The organism is Chitinophaga lutea, from assembly GCF_003813775.1.
Taxonomy (GTDB): Bacteria; Bacteroidota; Bacteroidia; order Chitinophagales; family Chitinophagaceae; genus Chitinophaga; species Chitinophaga lutea.
In genome coordinates this window covers 304,217-322,032 of record NZ_RPDH01000001.1, presented here as the reverse complement: position 1 = coordinate 322,032, position 17,816 = coordinate 304,217, and the positions used below count along the sequence as shown (strand labels likewise).

Genomic DNA, 17,816 nt, shown 5'->3' with positions numbered 1-17,816 from the left:
TAAGTCGCTGTTAAAGAAGGAATTACAGGAAGAGATGAGAATCAAAAAGCCGGCCCTCAGGAGAATTGTCGCACCGGCGGACCGTCCGGCATATAAACGTCAGCTTCGCGAAACATAGTGTGTATGTAAAGAAATTTTAATGTTTTTATGTTAGTCCTATCCTATCCTATGAAGATCAGCCTTCGTTTTGCCGTAGCGGCATTGTTGTTTTGCTGTACTACTACCGTACAGGCGCAGGTGCCTCCCGTGGTGATTAACCCTACCGGGGGCACGGCCTCCGATAACGGCCTGAAAATCACCATCACGGAAAACAGCGTACTGACGGAGTACAAAGGGCAGAAGCAGTACAGCGATAACGTGAGCCTGCCGCAACTGGATCAGGGAATGCGGACCTATTATATGATGGAGCGCCGGTTCAGCCCGACCCTGGCCGAACAATCGGATACACTCCATAAAACAGCCTGTGAAATATCTGACGTGCAGGGGCAGGGCACAGCGTCGGACCCCTGGAAGGTGGTGAAGCTGCTGAGCCTTAAAAACAGGACCAACGCCATATTCAACGTATCGGTGGTTTATACCTATGAGGCAAACAAACCCTGGTACCGCATCGATTATTTCATCAGCACCAACGAAATACCTGCACAGGGGGGAGATTACGGCGAATATCTCGTGCATATCTATCATTCGGAGCGCACTTTTATACATGAAACGGACTGCGGGCTGGGATTTAGAGACCAGACGCTCTTCGCCGAAAACGACCACTACCAGCAAATCCACGTACCAGCCGAACCTTCCATTAATTTATATGGCAGGGTAGGCGTCCGCAAGTCCGCCGGCAGTTGCGGGCCTACCGCGGGCTCTCATTTTATGAAAGCCGCGGGCGGTATTACGTCTTACAACGCAGGGTACACGGCGCCGAGAGACGACCGCGGCGCAACCGGGGTGGGATATAAACTGACAGGTATGATGACGGAGAATCCCCCGGAAATAACCGGGGTAGGCATGGCCATTCACAAAGCGCTGCACTTTTATCATGGTTTCCAGCCGGGCTGGATTTACGACGAGCGGAAGAGTTTCATCGTGGGATACGATGAAACGGACGATGGGCCGGCACTGGAAGATGCGACGCTCCCGAGAGGGCACGATCAGGTGTTCACCCGCGCCAAAATAGGGCTGTCGTCTGCCACCCCGCAAGGCCTGGAAGGTAATGCCGATCACGTGATCGACGGTGTAACCCTGCATCTGCAGAACGCTGCTTTTAACCTGCCGCAGGTAGTCCATTTTAAGATAACATCCACCACCACCGGCACCGGCGACGCGGGGCCGGGCGACTATACGGTGCTGTATTCAAAGATGATCATTCCTGCCGGCGATTACACCAACGCGCATCTGCCACTGACGAACCTGATCATAAAAGGTAATACCACCGAGAATATCGACAAAACGCTGAAGATCGAAATACTGCCGAACTGTTCCCCGCATCTCAACTTCACAGGCGGCGGCATCCTGTCTGCCGTGTACACCATCGTGGATGATGACGAGAACAAAGTATTCGTGGAACCGCAATTTACCTCCCTCGCGGAAGGCCAGCAAATGACGGTAACGGTGCGGCTGACGGGTGATTTATTGTCCACACCGCTGCCGGTAACGGTTACCGCTAACATACTGACCGCTGAAGGCACGGATTTCGAGCCGGTGTTCCCGCTCTCGCTCACTATTCCCGCCAACGAACGCACCGCGACCTTTACGTTTAAGGCCACGGGTGATATGATCATCGAAGACGACGAAACACTTGAGTTGACTGCCTCCGCGGTGTTCGGGCCCGATACCAGGACACACACCGCCGGCATCACCATTGCCGATGTGACCGCTCCCGCAAATCGCATCATAACGTTCTCTTCCGCGCCGCAGCCTGCGTTTGAGGGCGACAACCTGGTGGTGACCGCCAGTTTGCCTGCCGGCGTAACGACAGAGAAACCCATCGTACTGAATATTGCATATAATGAGAGTGACGGCATCAATACCGCCAGCCTCCTCGATATCGAATATAACAACCAGAACGCGGTGTTCCCTTCATCATGGAGCATTCCCGCCAACAGCAACAGCGGCACGCTGACACTGGAAATGCTGCACGATAATTTCATCGAGCCCGATGAGATCATCTATTTTGATGTGACCGACGCCGACAATGCCTTTACCGTAGTGGGCCCTGTTCAGCTCACCCTGAAAGACAAGGTGCCGGTGGGCCAGCAGGCCACCATCACCATCAATGAAGGGAACCAGATGCATGAGATTGACCCGATGGAATACACGGCTACCATCCAATTACCTAAAAAAGTAAGCCAGGCGCTGACGCTGAACATACTCATCGATCCTTCTTCCACCGCCAGTGCGGATGATATTGAAGTGGTGACCAGTCTCGCCGTAACGATACCCGCCAACCAGTCGACCGGCACCTTCACATTCAAATCACTCATGGACAACAAGCTGGAAGGCTCAGAACACCTCGTGTTTACCTTCTCCCACGGCATGCCGGTGGTACAGGTGGGCGGCCCCGTTGTTATCCAGGACGTGGAGAACACCCCCGGAAACCGGCAGGTGTACCTGGAGGATATGTCGCCGGTGAACGTGACGGAGGGCAACGAAGTGAATGTGAAACTTACGCTGAACCCGGCAACACCCGGACTGACGGCCGCATTCCCCATCACCGTAAATATTGCGTTGGATGCGGCATCCGAAGTGGTGACGGGAGACTATACGCTCACCCCGGCTGCTACCGTCACTTTTGCACCGGGCGAAACAGAAAAGATCATCAAAGTCAGCGCCACCGGCGATGCGCTGATTGAACCGACGGAACTGCTGCGTCTGTCACTGACGGCCGATGTGACTACGGACGTGACCGATGCAGGTATCCCGGCTACGGAATCCACCATTCTTACGAAAGATATCAGCATAGAAGACGGCGGCAGCAACGCCATCATTTTTACACCGGATGCCACTGTGCTGGATGAAGGCGTACTCTTCACCCGGGTAGTAGCGTCATTGTCGGCCGGCACCGCCCTGTCCGACATCGAGATCACGCTCGACGGGCTCACAGGCTCCACGGTCAACGCAGCGGATATTGAGCTGCCGGCTACCGTGACCATCCCGCTTGGCGCTTCGTCCGTTGAATTCAACGTGCGTGCGAAAGTGGATGATGTATTGGAGGAAGATGAAACGTTCCAGCTGAGCGGTAGCAAAACCGGTTTTACGATTACCGGTACTTCGTTTACCGTAAAAGATAAGACCGGCGCCGTTGCGGCCAATAAACAATTTATCATCGAGGCGGATAACGAACCGTTGGCCGAAGGCGGCGCAACGCTCGTTTGGGTGAAACTGCCGGGGAACATCACCGTAGGGAAAGCGACCGAAGTGAACCTGGCCAGCGGAGCCGGAACGGAGCTGGCGGGAGGGGAGTTCAGCTTCAGCGATACGAAAGTGACCATTCCGGCCGGTGCGGGGAAAGCATCGCTGACCCTGAATACCACGGCCGATAATATACTGGAGCTCACGGAGAAACTGGAAATCACCGCCGCCGGCACGGATTTGCTGGCAGGGGTGAATGCTTCCAAAATGCTGGATATAACGGACGTTACCAGCACCATTGCCGCGAACAAAATTATTACGGTAACGCCGGCCGGCGCTACTACCGTGAACGAAGGCAGCTCCATTACTTATACGTTCAAACTGCCGGGGCTCATTAGCACGCAGCAGGCGCTGACGATCATCACCAACGTGATCACTACGCCCGACCAGGCCGGCCCGGCTGATTTTAATACCGGCTATCCTGTCACCGTGACCATTCCTGCCAGCGGCAGCACCGGTACGCTAACACTGAGCGCGGTTTCGGACGGGTTGATTGAGGTAAATGAAAAACTGAAACTGCAACTCGCGCTCGCTGGATTTACATTCAGCGCCAGCGATGAAATCAATCTCGATGTGGTGGACACAGATCTGAGCACATCCACGATAAAATTATCCGTGGCGCCCGCTACCGTCAACGAGGGCGATGATGTTACCGTCACCGCTACGTTGCAGGGTTTCACGTCGAACCAGCCCATCGTTGTGACGCTTCACCGCGACAATAGTTCCACTACCGACGCAGTTACCGATCACAGCGCGTTGGGCACTATCACGATCAGTCCGAACCAGTCTTCCGGGACCGCTACCATCACTGCACTGGCAGACCTGGTGCTGGAGAACGATGAGCAGCTGGTGCTGGGCGGGGTATCGGCTTCATTCGTGATCGACGGTACATCATTTATTGTTAAGGACAAGACAGGCACCAATGCCAATAAAACCATCAGCCTGCTTCCGCCTGCCTTATCATTGACGGAAGGCGACGACATGACGATCAAAGTAAAACTGCCGGACAACATTACGGCAGCCGACGATATTGACGTGACGCTCAGCGCCGCCCCAGCCGCCGGTGCGCAGCCGGAAGGAACGGAGTATACGCTGCTGCCTGCAACGGTGAAAATCCTGAAAGGATGGAATTATGCAGAAGTGGTACTGACGGCCAACACCGACAACCTGATTGAGCCGGACGAAGAACTGGTGATCATGGCACAGGCAACCGTATATGGTTACGGCCCGCAAAGTACCACCCAGTCGATCATCATCAAAGACAAGCCGGGAAACAATGTGATCACGATCACCAGCGACCCCGGCGTAACGGAAAACGGCTCCGCCAAAATCCGCTTCAGCTTGCCCACCGGCGTACAAAGCACGGGCGACATCACCGTGCAGCTGACGCCCGGAGGTTCCGCGGTGGCTGCTGATTTTGAGGATCCGCTGCCTGCCACCATTACCATTCCGGGCGCGGCAGGCGTGTATGAATTGCAGCTGCGTGCGAAAAAAGACCTGATCATCGAACCGCTGGAAAACATCTCGTTCACGGCTACCGCTACAGGTTACACGATTTCCGGGACGGCAGCGATGGATGTGACGGATGCGGATATCAACGATGCGGCCATCAAACTGGTGCCGTCGGTAACCGACATTGGAGAAGGGAATACCCTCACGCTCGAGGCCGTGCTGCAAAACGGCATGACGACGCTTGTGCCCATAGACGTTGCATTGTCGCCGGACGGCGGTACCGCTGAAGCCAGCGATTACAGCGCTCTTACCAGCATCCGCATCGACCCGGGCGATCCTTTGTCCGGCAAAACGAATATCGCCATCCCGGACGACGTGTACCTGGAATGGGCTGAAACCCTTACCATTAAAGGGCTGGCTGCGGGCATTCCCGTAACCGGCACTACGATCAACATCCTCGATAAAAACACAACCGTATTAGCGAATAAGAAATTCACGCTGACGCCGGATGCGGCTTCAGTTGAAGAAGGCCATACCGTGGTAGTGTGGCTGCGTTTGCCCAACGGACAGCGAACGGAAGAAGCGATCACCATCAACCTGCAAAGCGTGGCGGCAGGCACCACGCTCGATGCCGCTGAATACAGCGTCCCCGCTTCCGTAGTGATGGCCGCCGGCACCGACGCTGTTTCCTTCACGCTCGAAGCGAAGGAAGACAATCTCCTCGAACCGGTGGAAACACTGCGGCTGAGCGCAACCGCTTCCGTGTACGGCACCGGCATCACGGAGGAAACCACCGTGAACGTGACGGATAAAAGCGGTAATAATATCATTGCGATTTCGGGTGGGGGAGATGTTGCCGAAAATCAGCAGCAGTCTATCCGGTTCAGTCTCCCGGCAGGCATTACCAGCGTGAGCGATATCGTGATCGGACTGACGCCGGGCGGTACGGCCGGCGCTGGTGACTTCACGGCCATACCTAGTACGGTGACCATCAAAGCCGGCGATGCATTTGCTGACCTGGTGCTTGATGCCGTGCACGATGGGGTGGTCGAGAATACGGAAACGTTACTGCTCACTCCCGGATTGGCAGGCTTCACTTTCACAGGGACCGCATCCGTGAACGTACTGGACGCAGACGCTGCGGCGGTGGTACTGACGATCGCGCCTTCCGTGACGGAAGGTCAGCCGATAACTGTAACGGCTACGTTGCAGGGCGGTGTAACGTCCACTTCGGCGATCGATATCGTACTGACCAAAAGCGGTTCGCAGGCCGCTGATGATGACCATACGCCGCTGGGTACCTTACGCATCGACGCAGGACAATCTGCCGGAACATTTATCATCACTGCGAATACAGACCTGCTGCTGGAAAGAGATGAAACGCTGGTATTAGGCGGCTCAGCCGGCAGCATCGCCGTGACCGGGACAACCACCGTAATTCGTGACGCCACCGACAGGAGTATCACGCTCACGCCGGTAACCGCTACGGTAACGGAGAACAACAAGGTGACCCTGAAAATAAGCCTGCCTGCCGGCGTAACGGCAACCGAAAACATCACGGTGCAGCTGACGAAAGACAATGGCAGCACGGTAACCGATGGCGAATTCGTTCTCCCTCCGGCTGCGGATATCCTTTCCGGCAACGGCGAAGTGACATTTGAAATAGATGCGCTGACAGACGGCATCCTGGAAGCAGATGAAACCTTAAATATTCTGGCAGCGGCAAATGTGCTGGGCGACGCAAAAACCGTCACAGCAGCCGTTACCATCAAAGACGGCACCAACACCGCCGCGAATACGCTGATCACTATTTCCGGCGATACACAGGTAACAGAGGGCGTTACTGCCAATATTACTTTCAGCCTGCCTGCCGGTATCTCGACAGACCAGCCTGTCGTGATCAGCCTGGTTCCCGGCAGCGCCACACCGGCGGTTGCAGCAGGTGATATCACCGGCGGTATTCCCCTTTCGGTGACCATCCCTGCACAGGGCAACACAGTCACGTTAAACGTTGCGGCCGTTGCCGATGCGGTAATTGAACCGGTTGAAAAGCTCTTCCTTATACCTTCCGCCGCCGGCTTCACTTTCAGCAACAATGTGATGCTGGATGTGCTGGATCTGCACCACAGCGGCGCCATCACTATCAGCAGCGATAAACCGCTTATCCGCGAAGCCGGCCAAACGGCTACCGTTACGGTAAGCCTGCCCGGTTCGCTCGTAGCAGGAGCGGACATCCGGGTGGATCTGCAGAAAGGCGTCACATCCGGTGTATTGGATGCGGATCATTCTACCTTACCGCCTTTTGTGACGATCGCCACCGGCCAGCATGAAGTGACATTCACCGTCTCCGCCGCCGCCGACCAGGTACTTGAAGATACCGAAGCGCTGGTACTGGAAGGCTCCGCGGCCGGTTACAGTGTAACGGGCACCACCATCCAGGTGGAAGACGCCACTTCGCTTGACCCCCTCAATAAAGTACTGCAGCTGACGCCCGTGAATGCCCAACTGACGGAAGGCAGCACCGGTGATTTTGTGGTGAGGCTGCCGGCAGGTATTACCAGCAGCAAAGACATCACCGTACAGCTCGCCAAAACAGGCGGTGCGTCTACCGCCGCGGACACCGATCATACACAGCTACCGGTGAGCATCACCATCCCGGCAACGCGCAACAGCAGCGATGATTTTGATATTTCCGCGGTAACCGACCAGATCATCGAACAGCAGGAGAAACTGCGGGTAGACGGTACGGCCCCGGCAGGCTTCACTTTTGAAGGAACGGACATCTTTATCAACGATGCCACCGGCCAAACGGCGACCAACCGCGAAATCCGCATCACGCCGGATTCTACGGTGCTGCATGAAGGCAATACCAGCAAAGTGACGTTTGCGCTACCGGCCGGCATTACTTCTTCTACGGATATTGCCATTACGGTAACGCCGGATGCAATGGGCACCGCCGGTGCAGCGGATTACAGCCTTCCTGTCAACCCGGTGATCCTTCCCAAAGACCAGAACAAGGTGACCGTCATACTCACCGCCATACAGGATAATCAAACGGAACCGACCGAGCAGCTGAAACTGACGGGTGCAGCGGCGGGGTACACCGTTATTGCGGCCAACAACATGACCATCCCGGGCGATCCCGCGCCGCAAATCAGCGTAACCGCGCAGAAAACGGCCGATGCCGCAGAGCCTGGTACCCACGGCATGTTCAGCATACAATTGAGTGCTGCGGCGCCGGCCGATGTAATAGTACATTATGCGATGAGCGGTACCGCCACCGGTGGAGGCGATTATGCTCCCGTTAGCGGACAGGCGGTGGTCAAAGCCGGTGAAACAACAGCCAGTGTAACCGTCTCCGTGCAGGATGATCTGATCGTGGAAGGCCCCGAAACAGCGGTGCTGACCCTGCAATCGGCCACCTTTACCTGGTTCGGTAATACGGAAAACTGCAATGTGGACAACACGGCGCAAGTGATGCCGGTAGCAGATAACGACAATGCGCAGGTGATCATTGAAAAAGTGGCCGATGCCACAGAACCGGCTACAGCAGGCAGTGTGCGTGTGCGTTTCAGCAATCCGCAGGCTACCAGCGCCGTACCGGTCACCGTACAATACACCGTAGCCGGTACTGCCCTCGCAGGCACGGACTATGAAGCATTGACCGGCTCCGTGATCATCCCGGCCGGCAGCAACGAAGTGCTGGTGCCCATTCAGCCGAAAGATGATGCGCAGCTCGAAGGCCCCGAAACCATCGTCATCACGCTTACGTCGGCCACCGGTGCACTGCCGGGCGTCAACCAGCAGGTGGCATCCCCTTCTTCCGTGGCCGTCAATCTTTACGACAATGACGTGGTGAGCATGGAAATATTCGGGCTCAACCAGGTAGCGGAGGGCACTGCCGTGCCGGTGACGTTAAAATCGTCGCAGGCTGTTGGTGCAGACATCCAGGTAACGATACAGCTGCAGTACGATGCGGCACGAACCATCACCACCAACGTACCGCGGAGCGGCGACGTGCTCACGGTGACCATGCCCGCCAACCAGACGGAAGTCACTTTCCGGATTACCGTGGATGAAAACGAAGTGAATGACGATAACGGTTATGTGAACCTGGTGATACAACCGTTCAGCGGCAGCGGCCAGGCGTACGGCAAAGGCACGAGCAGCAACACTGCCACCGTGGTAACGGATAACGACCCGCTGCAGATCAGCTTTAAACAGGACACTGCCCGCCTCAAAGAAGGAAATGCCGGCGTGGGCGTGATGCCGTTCACACTGCAGCTGAGCCGCATGAGCAGCAGGGCGATACAGGTCCAGTATGAGTTTGCCGATGCCTTTGAAGGCGCAGGAGCGGATAAAGATCCGCAGCGCGCCAAAGCCGGCACGGACTTCCAGCAAAATATCACCAGCATCACCATACCGCCCATGCAGGCCGAGGCCGATATTACCGTGCCTATCACCGGTGATATCGAAAAAGAAGCCGATAAATATTTTGCTGTCAAACTGACGAACATTACAGTGAGCGGCGGGCTGAACACGCCTGTGCCCGGCACGCGCCGTACCGCCATCGGCGTCATCGAAAACGATGACCAGGAAGTTGATATGGAGATTCGTCCCGCCAGGTCCATGTCGCCGAACGGCGACGGTAAAAACGATGTCTGGATTATCGAAAACATTGAAAAATACGGCAGGAATGAAGTGGTGATCGTGAACCGCTGGGGCGGCACCATTTTCAAAACCACCAATTACCACAACAGTTCCAACAACTTCAACGGTCAGGCCAATGTAGGCAGCGGTACCGGGAAGGAACTGCCCGATGGTTCCTACTTCTACATACTACAGGTATGGGGAAGCGACGGGAAGGTGACCCGCTACAATGGTTATATCGTTATTAAAAACGGCCTGTAAAAACAGCAACATGAAAACAAGCCTCATCAGGATTTTTGCCATAGGGATGATCAGCTGCTGCGCACTTCGCGTCAGTGCGCAGCAACATCCTGTTTACGCGCAATACCAGTACAACGGGATGGTCATCAATCCTGCCCATCCGTCGATGGATGAATTCAGCAGCGCCACCATCGTGTCGCGCAATCAGTGGGTGGGCATGGAAGGGGCGCCCAAAACGTCCACCTTCACCTTCTATACGCCCATCAAAGCTACCAATACGAGCATCGGCTTTTTTGCGATGAAAGACGAGATCACTGTTTACTCCCAAACCGGTTATCACTTCAATATCTCGCAAAAGGTAAAGCTGGATGACAAAATTTTCCTGGCGCTGGGGCTGAAAGGAGGGATGGAGCAGTTCCGGGAGAACAATGTGCACCTGGGTACGGACGACCCGGTGTTTGCCGCTAACCAGCGGTACTGGAAAACCGATGTCGGGTTCGGGTTCCTGCTGTATTCGGAGAAATTCTTCGTGGGGCTGTCTGCCCCGTCGTTTCACAACTTTGACATCGGCGGCAGCGAAAACAAGGTCGAGTTTAAGCGGCATATGTACCTGCAGGGGGCGTTTCTGGCCGATATCAACAAAGACCTGCAGTTCAGGCCCGGCATACTGCTGCGGCAGGTATCGGGCGCCGGCACGCAGATGGACCTGAATGCGACCTTTATCGTGAAGAAGCTGTTATGGCTGGGTGTTACCTGGCGAACCGAAAAGACCGCCAGCGCGCTGGTACAGGTGCAGGTACTGAAGCATTTCAACCTGGGTTATGCATATGATTTCGCATCGTCGACACATCTGAAAGGGATGCAAACCGGCTCTCACGAACTGATGCTGAACTACCGTTTTTCCCTGGTAAAAGGCAAAACCCTGACGCCCCGCTTATTCTAATGTTTGCAGTTTCTTATATATTGTATAAAAAAATATCTAATACAGACAAATCCGCTTGTGAGGCTGTTGCGTATATACATCGGCGTTGAAATGAGTATGGTTAGGAATCCTTTGTTCTTTGGCTGAATGTACACCGACTGGTTTTGTAAACCCTTTACAGTATTGCGTTTCCCGGTCTTTCAAGGAAATTTGGTTAATTGTTAGTTATCCTAACGCTGAATTATTTGTTTGTTCATTTTTTTCTTTTAGATTTGGTTAAACGAATTTGATAGGCCAGTGTAGCGGCAAACAAGTTCTTTCAAAAATTGATCTCAGTAAGTCATCCTAAGATATTTTGCAGGTGACGAGTTGCCTGCATAAGCTTTTGTCTTAAGCTAAATTGGAGAAAAAATCGAGCCTGATGGTCGTGTCGGGCTCCTTCTTTTAACTGCTGCGGACAAGGCTTTATGGATGATATTATCATACATTTTTTATTAGGGAATAAGGGATTTTTGTCTTAAGCTAAATTGGAGAGAAACGAGCCTGATGTTCGAATCGGGCTCCTTTTTTTTAGATGGTTTCTAACTTGAATATAAAACGGGCCTGGATGACACCAGGCTTTTTTTATGCACGTAAAAAACTTAGTATTCCTAACAGAATTAATTTTTTTTTGTAGATTTGGAACAGTGAAGTACGGCTTATGTGTTAAACCTATATTATACAAGTATCAATTCGATATATAACTTTTTTATCCACTTTGCATTACTAGTTAATTTGGAGGATGGGCCTGATTTTCAAATCGGGCTCTTTTTTTGCCCTGAATGGAAGGTTTTTCTCCGGGAAATTCGTAGATTGAGTGCATGGACAACAACACTGAAATATGGATCACACTGTTGTTTATGGTGCATATATGGCTGGTAGTGCGGTTTTGTATCCTGCATACCTTCCGCCAGGCGAATAACCGTCCTTACCATCTGAAATGGCTCATACTGGTCTTCTTCCTGCCATACCTGGGTTACGCGCTTTATTTTTGGTTAACGCGCCGTTATGTAACCCGTCAGCAATAATCTTAATCTTCCCGTTTATTCCAGCGTTCTGAAATTTCCGTATGGTGCCGGATGGCACGGATGGATAACCGTATGCCGATGTAAAGGCAGAGGAGGGAGGCGAGCACGAGAAACACGTTGTCACCCAACATGAGGAAAAAGTCGAAGGCCCCGTGAAAAACGACCGCCCAGAAAACGCCCGTAAACAGGAGCGTTTTCCGGTGCTGGGGGATGAACTTCGCCAGGCCCACATAATACCCCATCAGCACGGCAAAAGCCGCGTGTGCGGGCACGGAAATGAACATACGTACCCAACCCGTACCTATGCCGTACTGCATAACATAGGCGATGTTTTCGGTGGTGGCGAAACCCATGCTGACCATGACGGAATACACGATACCGTCGAAGGGCTCATTGAACTCGGGTTTGGGAAAGGCAAAATAGCGTAGCACGAAGTATTTACCCAGCTCTTCACTCAGGCCCACTATCCCGAATGCAAAAGCGGCAATACCCCAGGCGCCGCCTTTTCCCCAGTCCACACGGCCGGCTAAGCCCTCCACCAGCAATGGAAAGGAGGTGCAAACCACGCCCAGCAAAAAACTGCGGATAAGGAGCCGCACCGGTTCGCGGTCGCGCTTATCCAGCCAGTAAATCAGCAACGAAATGGCGATGCCGGGCGCCAGCGCAATGGCGAGGGAGTGGTACAACATCAGCGGAGTTTTGATTGTTTACGGGCCTGTAAAAAGGCTTCCAGTTCCGCCAGCGTGAAGCTGCTCAGGTTTTTATTCGCAGTAAGGCCTCCCTTTTGTGCGGCCAGCGTACCGTACCGCACGTCGGCAAAACCGGCAATGGCATGCGCATCCGGGTCGATGGAAAGCAGCGCGCCTTGTTCGAGGGCGTACGGTATCCATTCCCAGTCGATGTCGAGGCGGCGGGGATGCGCGTTCAGTTCTATCACCACACCGTGTTCCACGCAGGCGTCGATGATCTGCGGATGATTGAGCGGGTAACCGTTGCGGCTCAGCAACAGGCGGCCGGTCATATGCCCGAGGATGGTGGTGTACGGGTTGGCGATGGCTTTTAACACACGGGCCATGGCCTTTTCTTCCGTCATTTTGAGGTTGGAGTGCACGGAGGCGATCACCAGGTCGAAGCTGGCCAGGATCTCGTCCGGGTAGTCGAGGCTGCCGTCGTTGAGGATGTCGGCCTCGATGCTTTTGAATATTTTAAACGGCGCCAGCTGCGCGTTAAGCAGGTCGATTTGTTCGTGCTGGGCCAGAATGCGTTCTGGTTGCAGGCCGTTGGCATAGAAGGCGGATTTGGAGTGATCGCTGATGACGAGGTACTCAAATCCCTGGTCCCTGGCTGCTTTGGCCATTTCTTCGAGGCTTTGCAGGCCGTCGCTCCATTGGCTGTGAGAGTGGATGATGCCCCGGATATCAGCCGCCTGTATCAGTTGCGGCAGCTGATTGGCTGCAGCCAGCGCTACCTCGTTGGCACGCCCTTCACGGAGCGCCGGCGGGATGTAAGCCAGGCCCGCTTCCCGGAAAATGTCTTCTTCCGTGGCCGCCGCGCCACCGGATGCCTGGCCGGTATGAGCGAAGAACTTTTCGAGGAAAGCATCGGAGCCGGTGGTGGTGAAGAGTTTGACGGCAAAATGCTCCGGCTGTACGCCGTAGACTTTTATTTTCACGTGCTCTTTGAATTGGAGCAGGAGGGCATCGTCGGTATTGTCGAGGCGGTTGAAGGCCTCCATGGTTTTGAAAGTTTCCGCCACCTGGTCGATCGGCGCACCGATCACAAATTCCAGCTCGTCGATAATGGGCTGCTGGCGCCGGAAGCTGCCGGTAACAGCCACCTGTGCCGGGGCAAAGGTGCTGCGGAGCAGGGTTTCCAGCTCGGCGGCGAATGATTCCACTTCAGCGTAGAGGAACCGTTCGCGGTTGGAGAGGAAAAATTCAATGCTGGCGCGGATGCTGTCCTGCGTTTTCTGTCCGAAGCCCTTGAGGAGGAGCAGGCGGTTTTCGTTGCAGGCATACAGGAGCTCTCCGAGCGTTTCTATTTCGAGTTCTTTCCAGATGGTGGCGATCTTTTTGGGCCCAAGGCCTTTGATGCGCATCATTTCGAGGATGCCGGGCGGGGTTCTGCGGATGTATTCATCGAGGGCTGCAAATTGCCCGGTTTGCAGCATTTCTATCACACTTTTACCGGTGGACTCACCGATGCCTTTGATCCGGAAAATGGCGTCCTGCGGCGTTTCCTGCAAGGGGACGGTAAGTTTTTCGATCTGGAAGGCGGCGTTGGCGAAGGACTTGGCTTTAAAGGAATTGTCGCCGTGAATGTCCATCAGTTTGGCCAGCAGTGAGAAGTTATCTGCGATGATATAATTTTCCATAGAGGCTGTAAGTTAGGGATTAGGTTGGAAAGAGCAAAAGGGGGAGGGGACGGGTTGTAAAGGCATTTTGTTTAGGGATTCGGTTAGAAAGAATGTAAGAAGGGAGGAACTGCCTGTAAAAGACACCTTATTTAGGAACTCTGGAATGGACAAAAGAGAGGAAATGGGGCTGCCTTTAAAGACGCGATCTCTTACGAACGCGGCTGGAAAAGTAAACGGGTAGGCGGGGCTAAGTGTAAAGATATCCCGTCTAGGGTGGCGGGAGGAAAGCTTAAAGGGGAGATTCTGATTGTAATTCTGTTTAGGAACGCGGCTGGAAAAAGTAAAAGGGTAGGCGGGTCTAAGTGTAAAGGGAGGAAAGCTTAAAGGGGAGATTCTGATTGTAATTCTGTTTAGGAACGCGGCTGGAAAAAGTAAAAGGGAGGTGGGTCTGACTGTAAAGGTATCCTGTTTTGGGTTCGGCAAGAAAGAGCAAAATGGAGCGGAGAAACTGTCTGTAAAGACATCCTGTTTAGTAACTCGGTTAGCAAGGACAAAAGGGAGGTGGGACCAACCGTAACGACATTAGGGGGCAGGAAAGAGGATAAGGGCGTTGGGAGACTACCTGTAAAAGCCTGCGTTTAGGACTCGGCTGGAGAGAACAAAAGAGGGTGGAGGGTGAATGCCAGTTGAGGCACTTGTTGATGATTTCGTCGTGAGGAGCGAAAGGTGGGTGCTGGAAATGCCCGTACGCAAGGGAGAAATTTGCCTGGGAAGGACAAGCGGGAAGGCATGGCTCATAAAAAAAAGCACCCCGGTGTTACCGAGGTGCTTATGCTACAGTTTGTAAATCCGATCTTACATGGCCGGAGCTGCAGGTGCAGAAGGAGCTGCTTTTTTAGCAGGAGCTTTCTTCTTAGCAGGTGCTTTTTTAGCAGCAGCTTTCTTTTTAGGAGCAGCCTTTTTAGCAGCGGCTTTCTTTTTAGGAGCAGCTTTCTTAGCAGCGGCTTTCTTTTTAGGAGCAGCTTTCTTAGCAGCGGCTTTCTTTTTAGGAGCGGCTTTCTTAGCAGCGGCTTTTTTAGGAGCAGCTTTCTTAGGAGCAGCTTTCTTTTTAGGAGCGGCTTTCTTAGCAGCAGCTTTTTTAGGAGCAGCTTTCTTAGCAGCGGCTTTCTTTTTAGGTGCAGCTTTTTTAGCAGCAGCTTTCTTAATTGTTGCCATTGTTTTTTGAATTTTGGGTTAGTAATTAAAATTGGGTATTAAAAAAAACTTTATGGCAATCACTACACTTACGCTTCCGCTTGTGCAGTGGTGTCAAATGATTTAACGGAAACAAAGGTCCTGTTTTCACGCCCTTTTCTGAATTCCACAACACCATCTGTCAACGCGTAGATGGTAAAATCCTTACCGATACCTACGTTAGAACCTGCGTGATAAACTGTGCCTCTCTGACGGATAATGATATTGCCAGCTACCGCCACCTGGCCACCGAAGATCTTAACACCCAGCCTTTTGCTTTGGGAATCGCGACCGTTCTTAACACTACCTTCACCTTTTTTATGTGCCATTGTATTGTTACTTTATAACTTTAGTCAATATAAATTTAAGCAATTTCGTTGATCTTGATCTTGGTAAAATGAGTACGGTGACCCACTTTCTTTCTGAAGCCTTTTCTTCTCTTCATTTTGAAAGCGATCACTTTATCACCTTGAACATGACCCAGGATCTCCGCCTTAATCACTGATTTTACATCAGTACCCACGGTAACTTTACCGTCGTTGTCGGTCAGCAGAACTTCTGCAAATTCTACTTTATCTCCAACATTACCAGACAGTTGTTGCACAAAGATCTCCTGATCTTTCTGAACTTTGAACTGTTGGCCTGCGATTTTTACAACTGCGAACATAATATTCCAAAAATAATTTCCTGCAAAGGTATTACTTTGTTTTTTAATCAACAAAGAATTTAATACTTTTTTGCAGGACGGCGGATCGCCCGGGGCGGTCATCCTATTGAAAAATAGCTTTTTACATATCAAAGATACGGAGTTTTTAGAATTTTAGTTTTTTTTAACAATTGTTTGGCATCCCCGGAGTACCAGCATTTTAACCTCTTCCGGCCTTCATGCCGCGCCAATGGCCCATTGCAGCCACTTTTAAAAACTGTGATCCTGTGTACATTTTTTATACTTTTGTTTTTTACGATTATCCATTAAAAACAGGGGCATGAAGTTTAAATCACTGCTGGCCAAACCATTTGCTTCCATTATTGCCAACAAGGTAAAGAAGGAAATGCTCAGGGCGGTAGAAGACCAGGAAGCTATCTGGCAAGATTTGATGAAGACAGGCAGGAAGACAGAATTCGGGAAAGACCATCATTTTGACGAAATCACGTCCTATGAAGCCTATAAACAGGGGGTTCCCATTAGGGATTATGAACAATTCAGGCCTTACATCGACAAGATCAAAGAAGGGAAACACAATATACTATGGAAGGGGCAGCCTATTTATTTTGCCAAAACTTCAGGCACCACCAGCGGGGTAAAATACATTCCCATCACCAAAGAGTCTGTGGACCACCACTTTAACACCTCCCGCAACGCGGTGTTCATGAACGTGGTGGAAACCGGCGACACCAGCGCATTCGACGGCAAACTCATTTTTCTCTCCGGTTCCCCCGAACTGGAAAGGGTCGGCGGCATCCCCACCGGACGCCTGAGCGGCATCGCCAACCACCAGATCCCCCGCTACCTGCGCACCAACCAGCTCCCCAGCTACGAAACCAACTGTATCGAAGACTGGGAGACAAAACTGGGCAAAATCGTGGATGAAACCATCCAGCAGGACATGCGGCTGATCAGCGGCATTCCGCCATGGATGCAGATGTACTTCGACGAGCTCATCGCCCGGAGCGGCAAGCCCATCGGCGAATTGTTCCCGAATTTTAACCTCCTGGTACATGGCGGCGTGAACTTCGAACCCTACAAAGCCAAACTGTTCGATTCCATCGGCCGCAAAGTGACCACCATCGAAACTTTCCCAGCCTCCGAAGGTTTCTTCGCCTACCAGGATTCTCAGGAGCAGGAGGGACTGCTGCTTAATACCAACGCCGGCATCTTCTTCGAATTCGTGCCGGCTGGGGAAATTTTCAACGAAAATCCCACCCGCCTCACCCTGAAAGACGTGCAGGTAGGTGTCAACTATGCCCTCATCGTGAGTACCAACGCGGGTTTGTGGGCTTATAACATCGGCGATACGGTTAAATTCCTGTCCACCAACCCCTACCGCATCGTGGTGACTGGCCGCACCAAACACTTCATTTCCGCTTTCGGTGAGCACGTCATAGGTGAGGAAGTGGAACAAAGTCTGATGGGCGTGGCGGACACAAAGGGGGTGCGTATCACCGAATTTACTGTGGCCCCGCGCATCCAGGTGAACGGGGAACTGCCGTACCACGAGTGGTTCGTGGAGTTCGAACAGGTGCCGGACGACCTGTCGGCCTTCGCCCTGCAGGTAGACGGGCAGCTGCGCAGCCGCAACATTTATTACGACGATTTGTTAACCGGTAATATATTGCAACCTTTAAAGATCAGGCCTGTCAGGAAAAACGGCTTTATCGAGTACATGAAATCCATCGGTAAGCTGGGCGGACAGAATAAAGTGCCCCGTTTGAGCAACGACAGGCGCATCGCCGATGAATTAGGGAAATATCTGGAGGGGCGCTGACACCA

At 52.8% G+C, this 17,816-nt stretch carries 9 protein-coding genes; 4 read left to right on the top strand and 5 right to left on the bottom strand.

The features are described from left to right. Positions 1–168 precede the first annotated feature (168 nt). The 3 genes from EGT74_RS01180 (at position 169) to EGT74_RS01170 (ending at position 11,736) form a co-directional block, all read left to right on the top strand. Positions 169–9,768 (top strand): Calx-beta domain-containing protein, encoded by a 9,600-nt coding sequence (locus tag EGT74_RS01180; RefSeq protein WP_158617951.1) that lies wholly within the window; start codon positions 169–171, stop codon positions 9,766–9,768. A 10-nt stretch (positions 9,769–9,778) separates the two neighbouring features. After that, positions 9,779–10,690: a PorP/SprF family type IX secretion system membrane protein gene (locus EGT74_RS01175; RefSeq protein ID WP_158617950.1), complete on the top strand. Its 912-nt coding sequence runs from the start codon at positions 9,779–9,781 to the stop codon at positions 10,688–10,690. An 839-nt stretch (positions 10,691–11,529) separates the two neighbouring features. Further along, on the top strand, positions 11,530–11,736 hold the full coding sequence (locus EGT74_RS01170; protein WP_123844663.1) for a PLDc N-terminal domain-containing protein: 207 nt from the start codon (positions 11,530–11,532) through the stop codon (positions 11,734–11,736). Between the two features lie 2 nt (positions 11,737–11,738). On the opposite strand, the gene EGT74_RS01165 is transcribed toward EGT74_RS01170, so the two are convergent. The 5 genes from EGT74_RS01165 to rplU form a co-directional block, all read right to left on the bottom strand. Further along, a complete protein-coding gene (locus EGT74_RS01165; protein WP_123844661.1) occupies positions 11,739–12,425 on the bottom strand; it encodes a PrsW family intramembrane metalloprotease in 687 nt (228 codons plus the stop codon). Next, on the bottom strand, positions 12,425–14,110 hold the full coding sequence (locus EGT74_RS01160; protein WP_123844659.1) for a helix-hairpin-helix domain-containing protein: 1,686 nt from the start codon (positions 14,108–14,110) through the stop codon (positions 12,425–12,427). Before EGT74_RS01160 ends, EGT74_RS01165 begins: the two co-directional genes overlap by 1 nt. 837 nt (positions 14,111–14,947) lie before the next feature. After that, on the bottom strand, positions 14,948–15,307 hold the full coding sequence (locus EGT74_RS01155; protein WP_123844657.1) for a histone: 360 nt from the start codon (positions 15,305–15,307) through the stop codon (positions 14,948–14,950). A gap of 68 nt (positions 15,308–15,375) precedes the next feature. Continuing rightward, positions 15,376–15,654 carry a 50S ribosomal protein L27 gene (gene rpmA, locus EGT74_RS01150; RefSeq protein WP_120515559.1) on the bottom strand — a complete coding sequence of 93 codons (279 nt, stop codon included), beginning with the start codon at positions 15,652–15,654 and terminating at the stop codon, positions 15,376–15,378. A gap of 35 nt (positions 15,655–15,689) precedes the next feature. After that, on the bottom strand, positions 15,690–16,124 hold the full coding sequence (rplU, locus tag EGT74_RS01145) for a 50S ribosomal protein L21 (protein ID WP_246008095.1): 435 nt from the start codon (positions 16,122–16,124) through the stop codon (positions 15,690–15,692). Positions 16,125–16,311: 187 nt separating this feature from the next. Between rplU and EGT74_RS01140 the strand changes: the two genes are divergently transcribed. Beyond that, a complete protein-coding gene (locus tag EGT74_RS01140; RefSeq protein WP_123844656.1) occupies positions 16,312–17,811 on the top strand; it encodes a GH3 auxin-responsive promoter family protein in 1,500 nt (499 codons plus the stop codon). Positions 17,812–17,816: the final 5 nt, after the last annotated feature.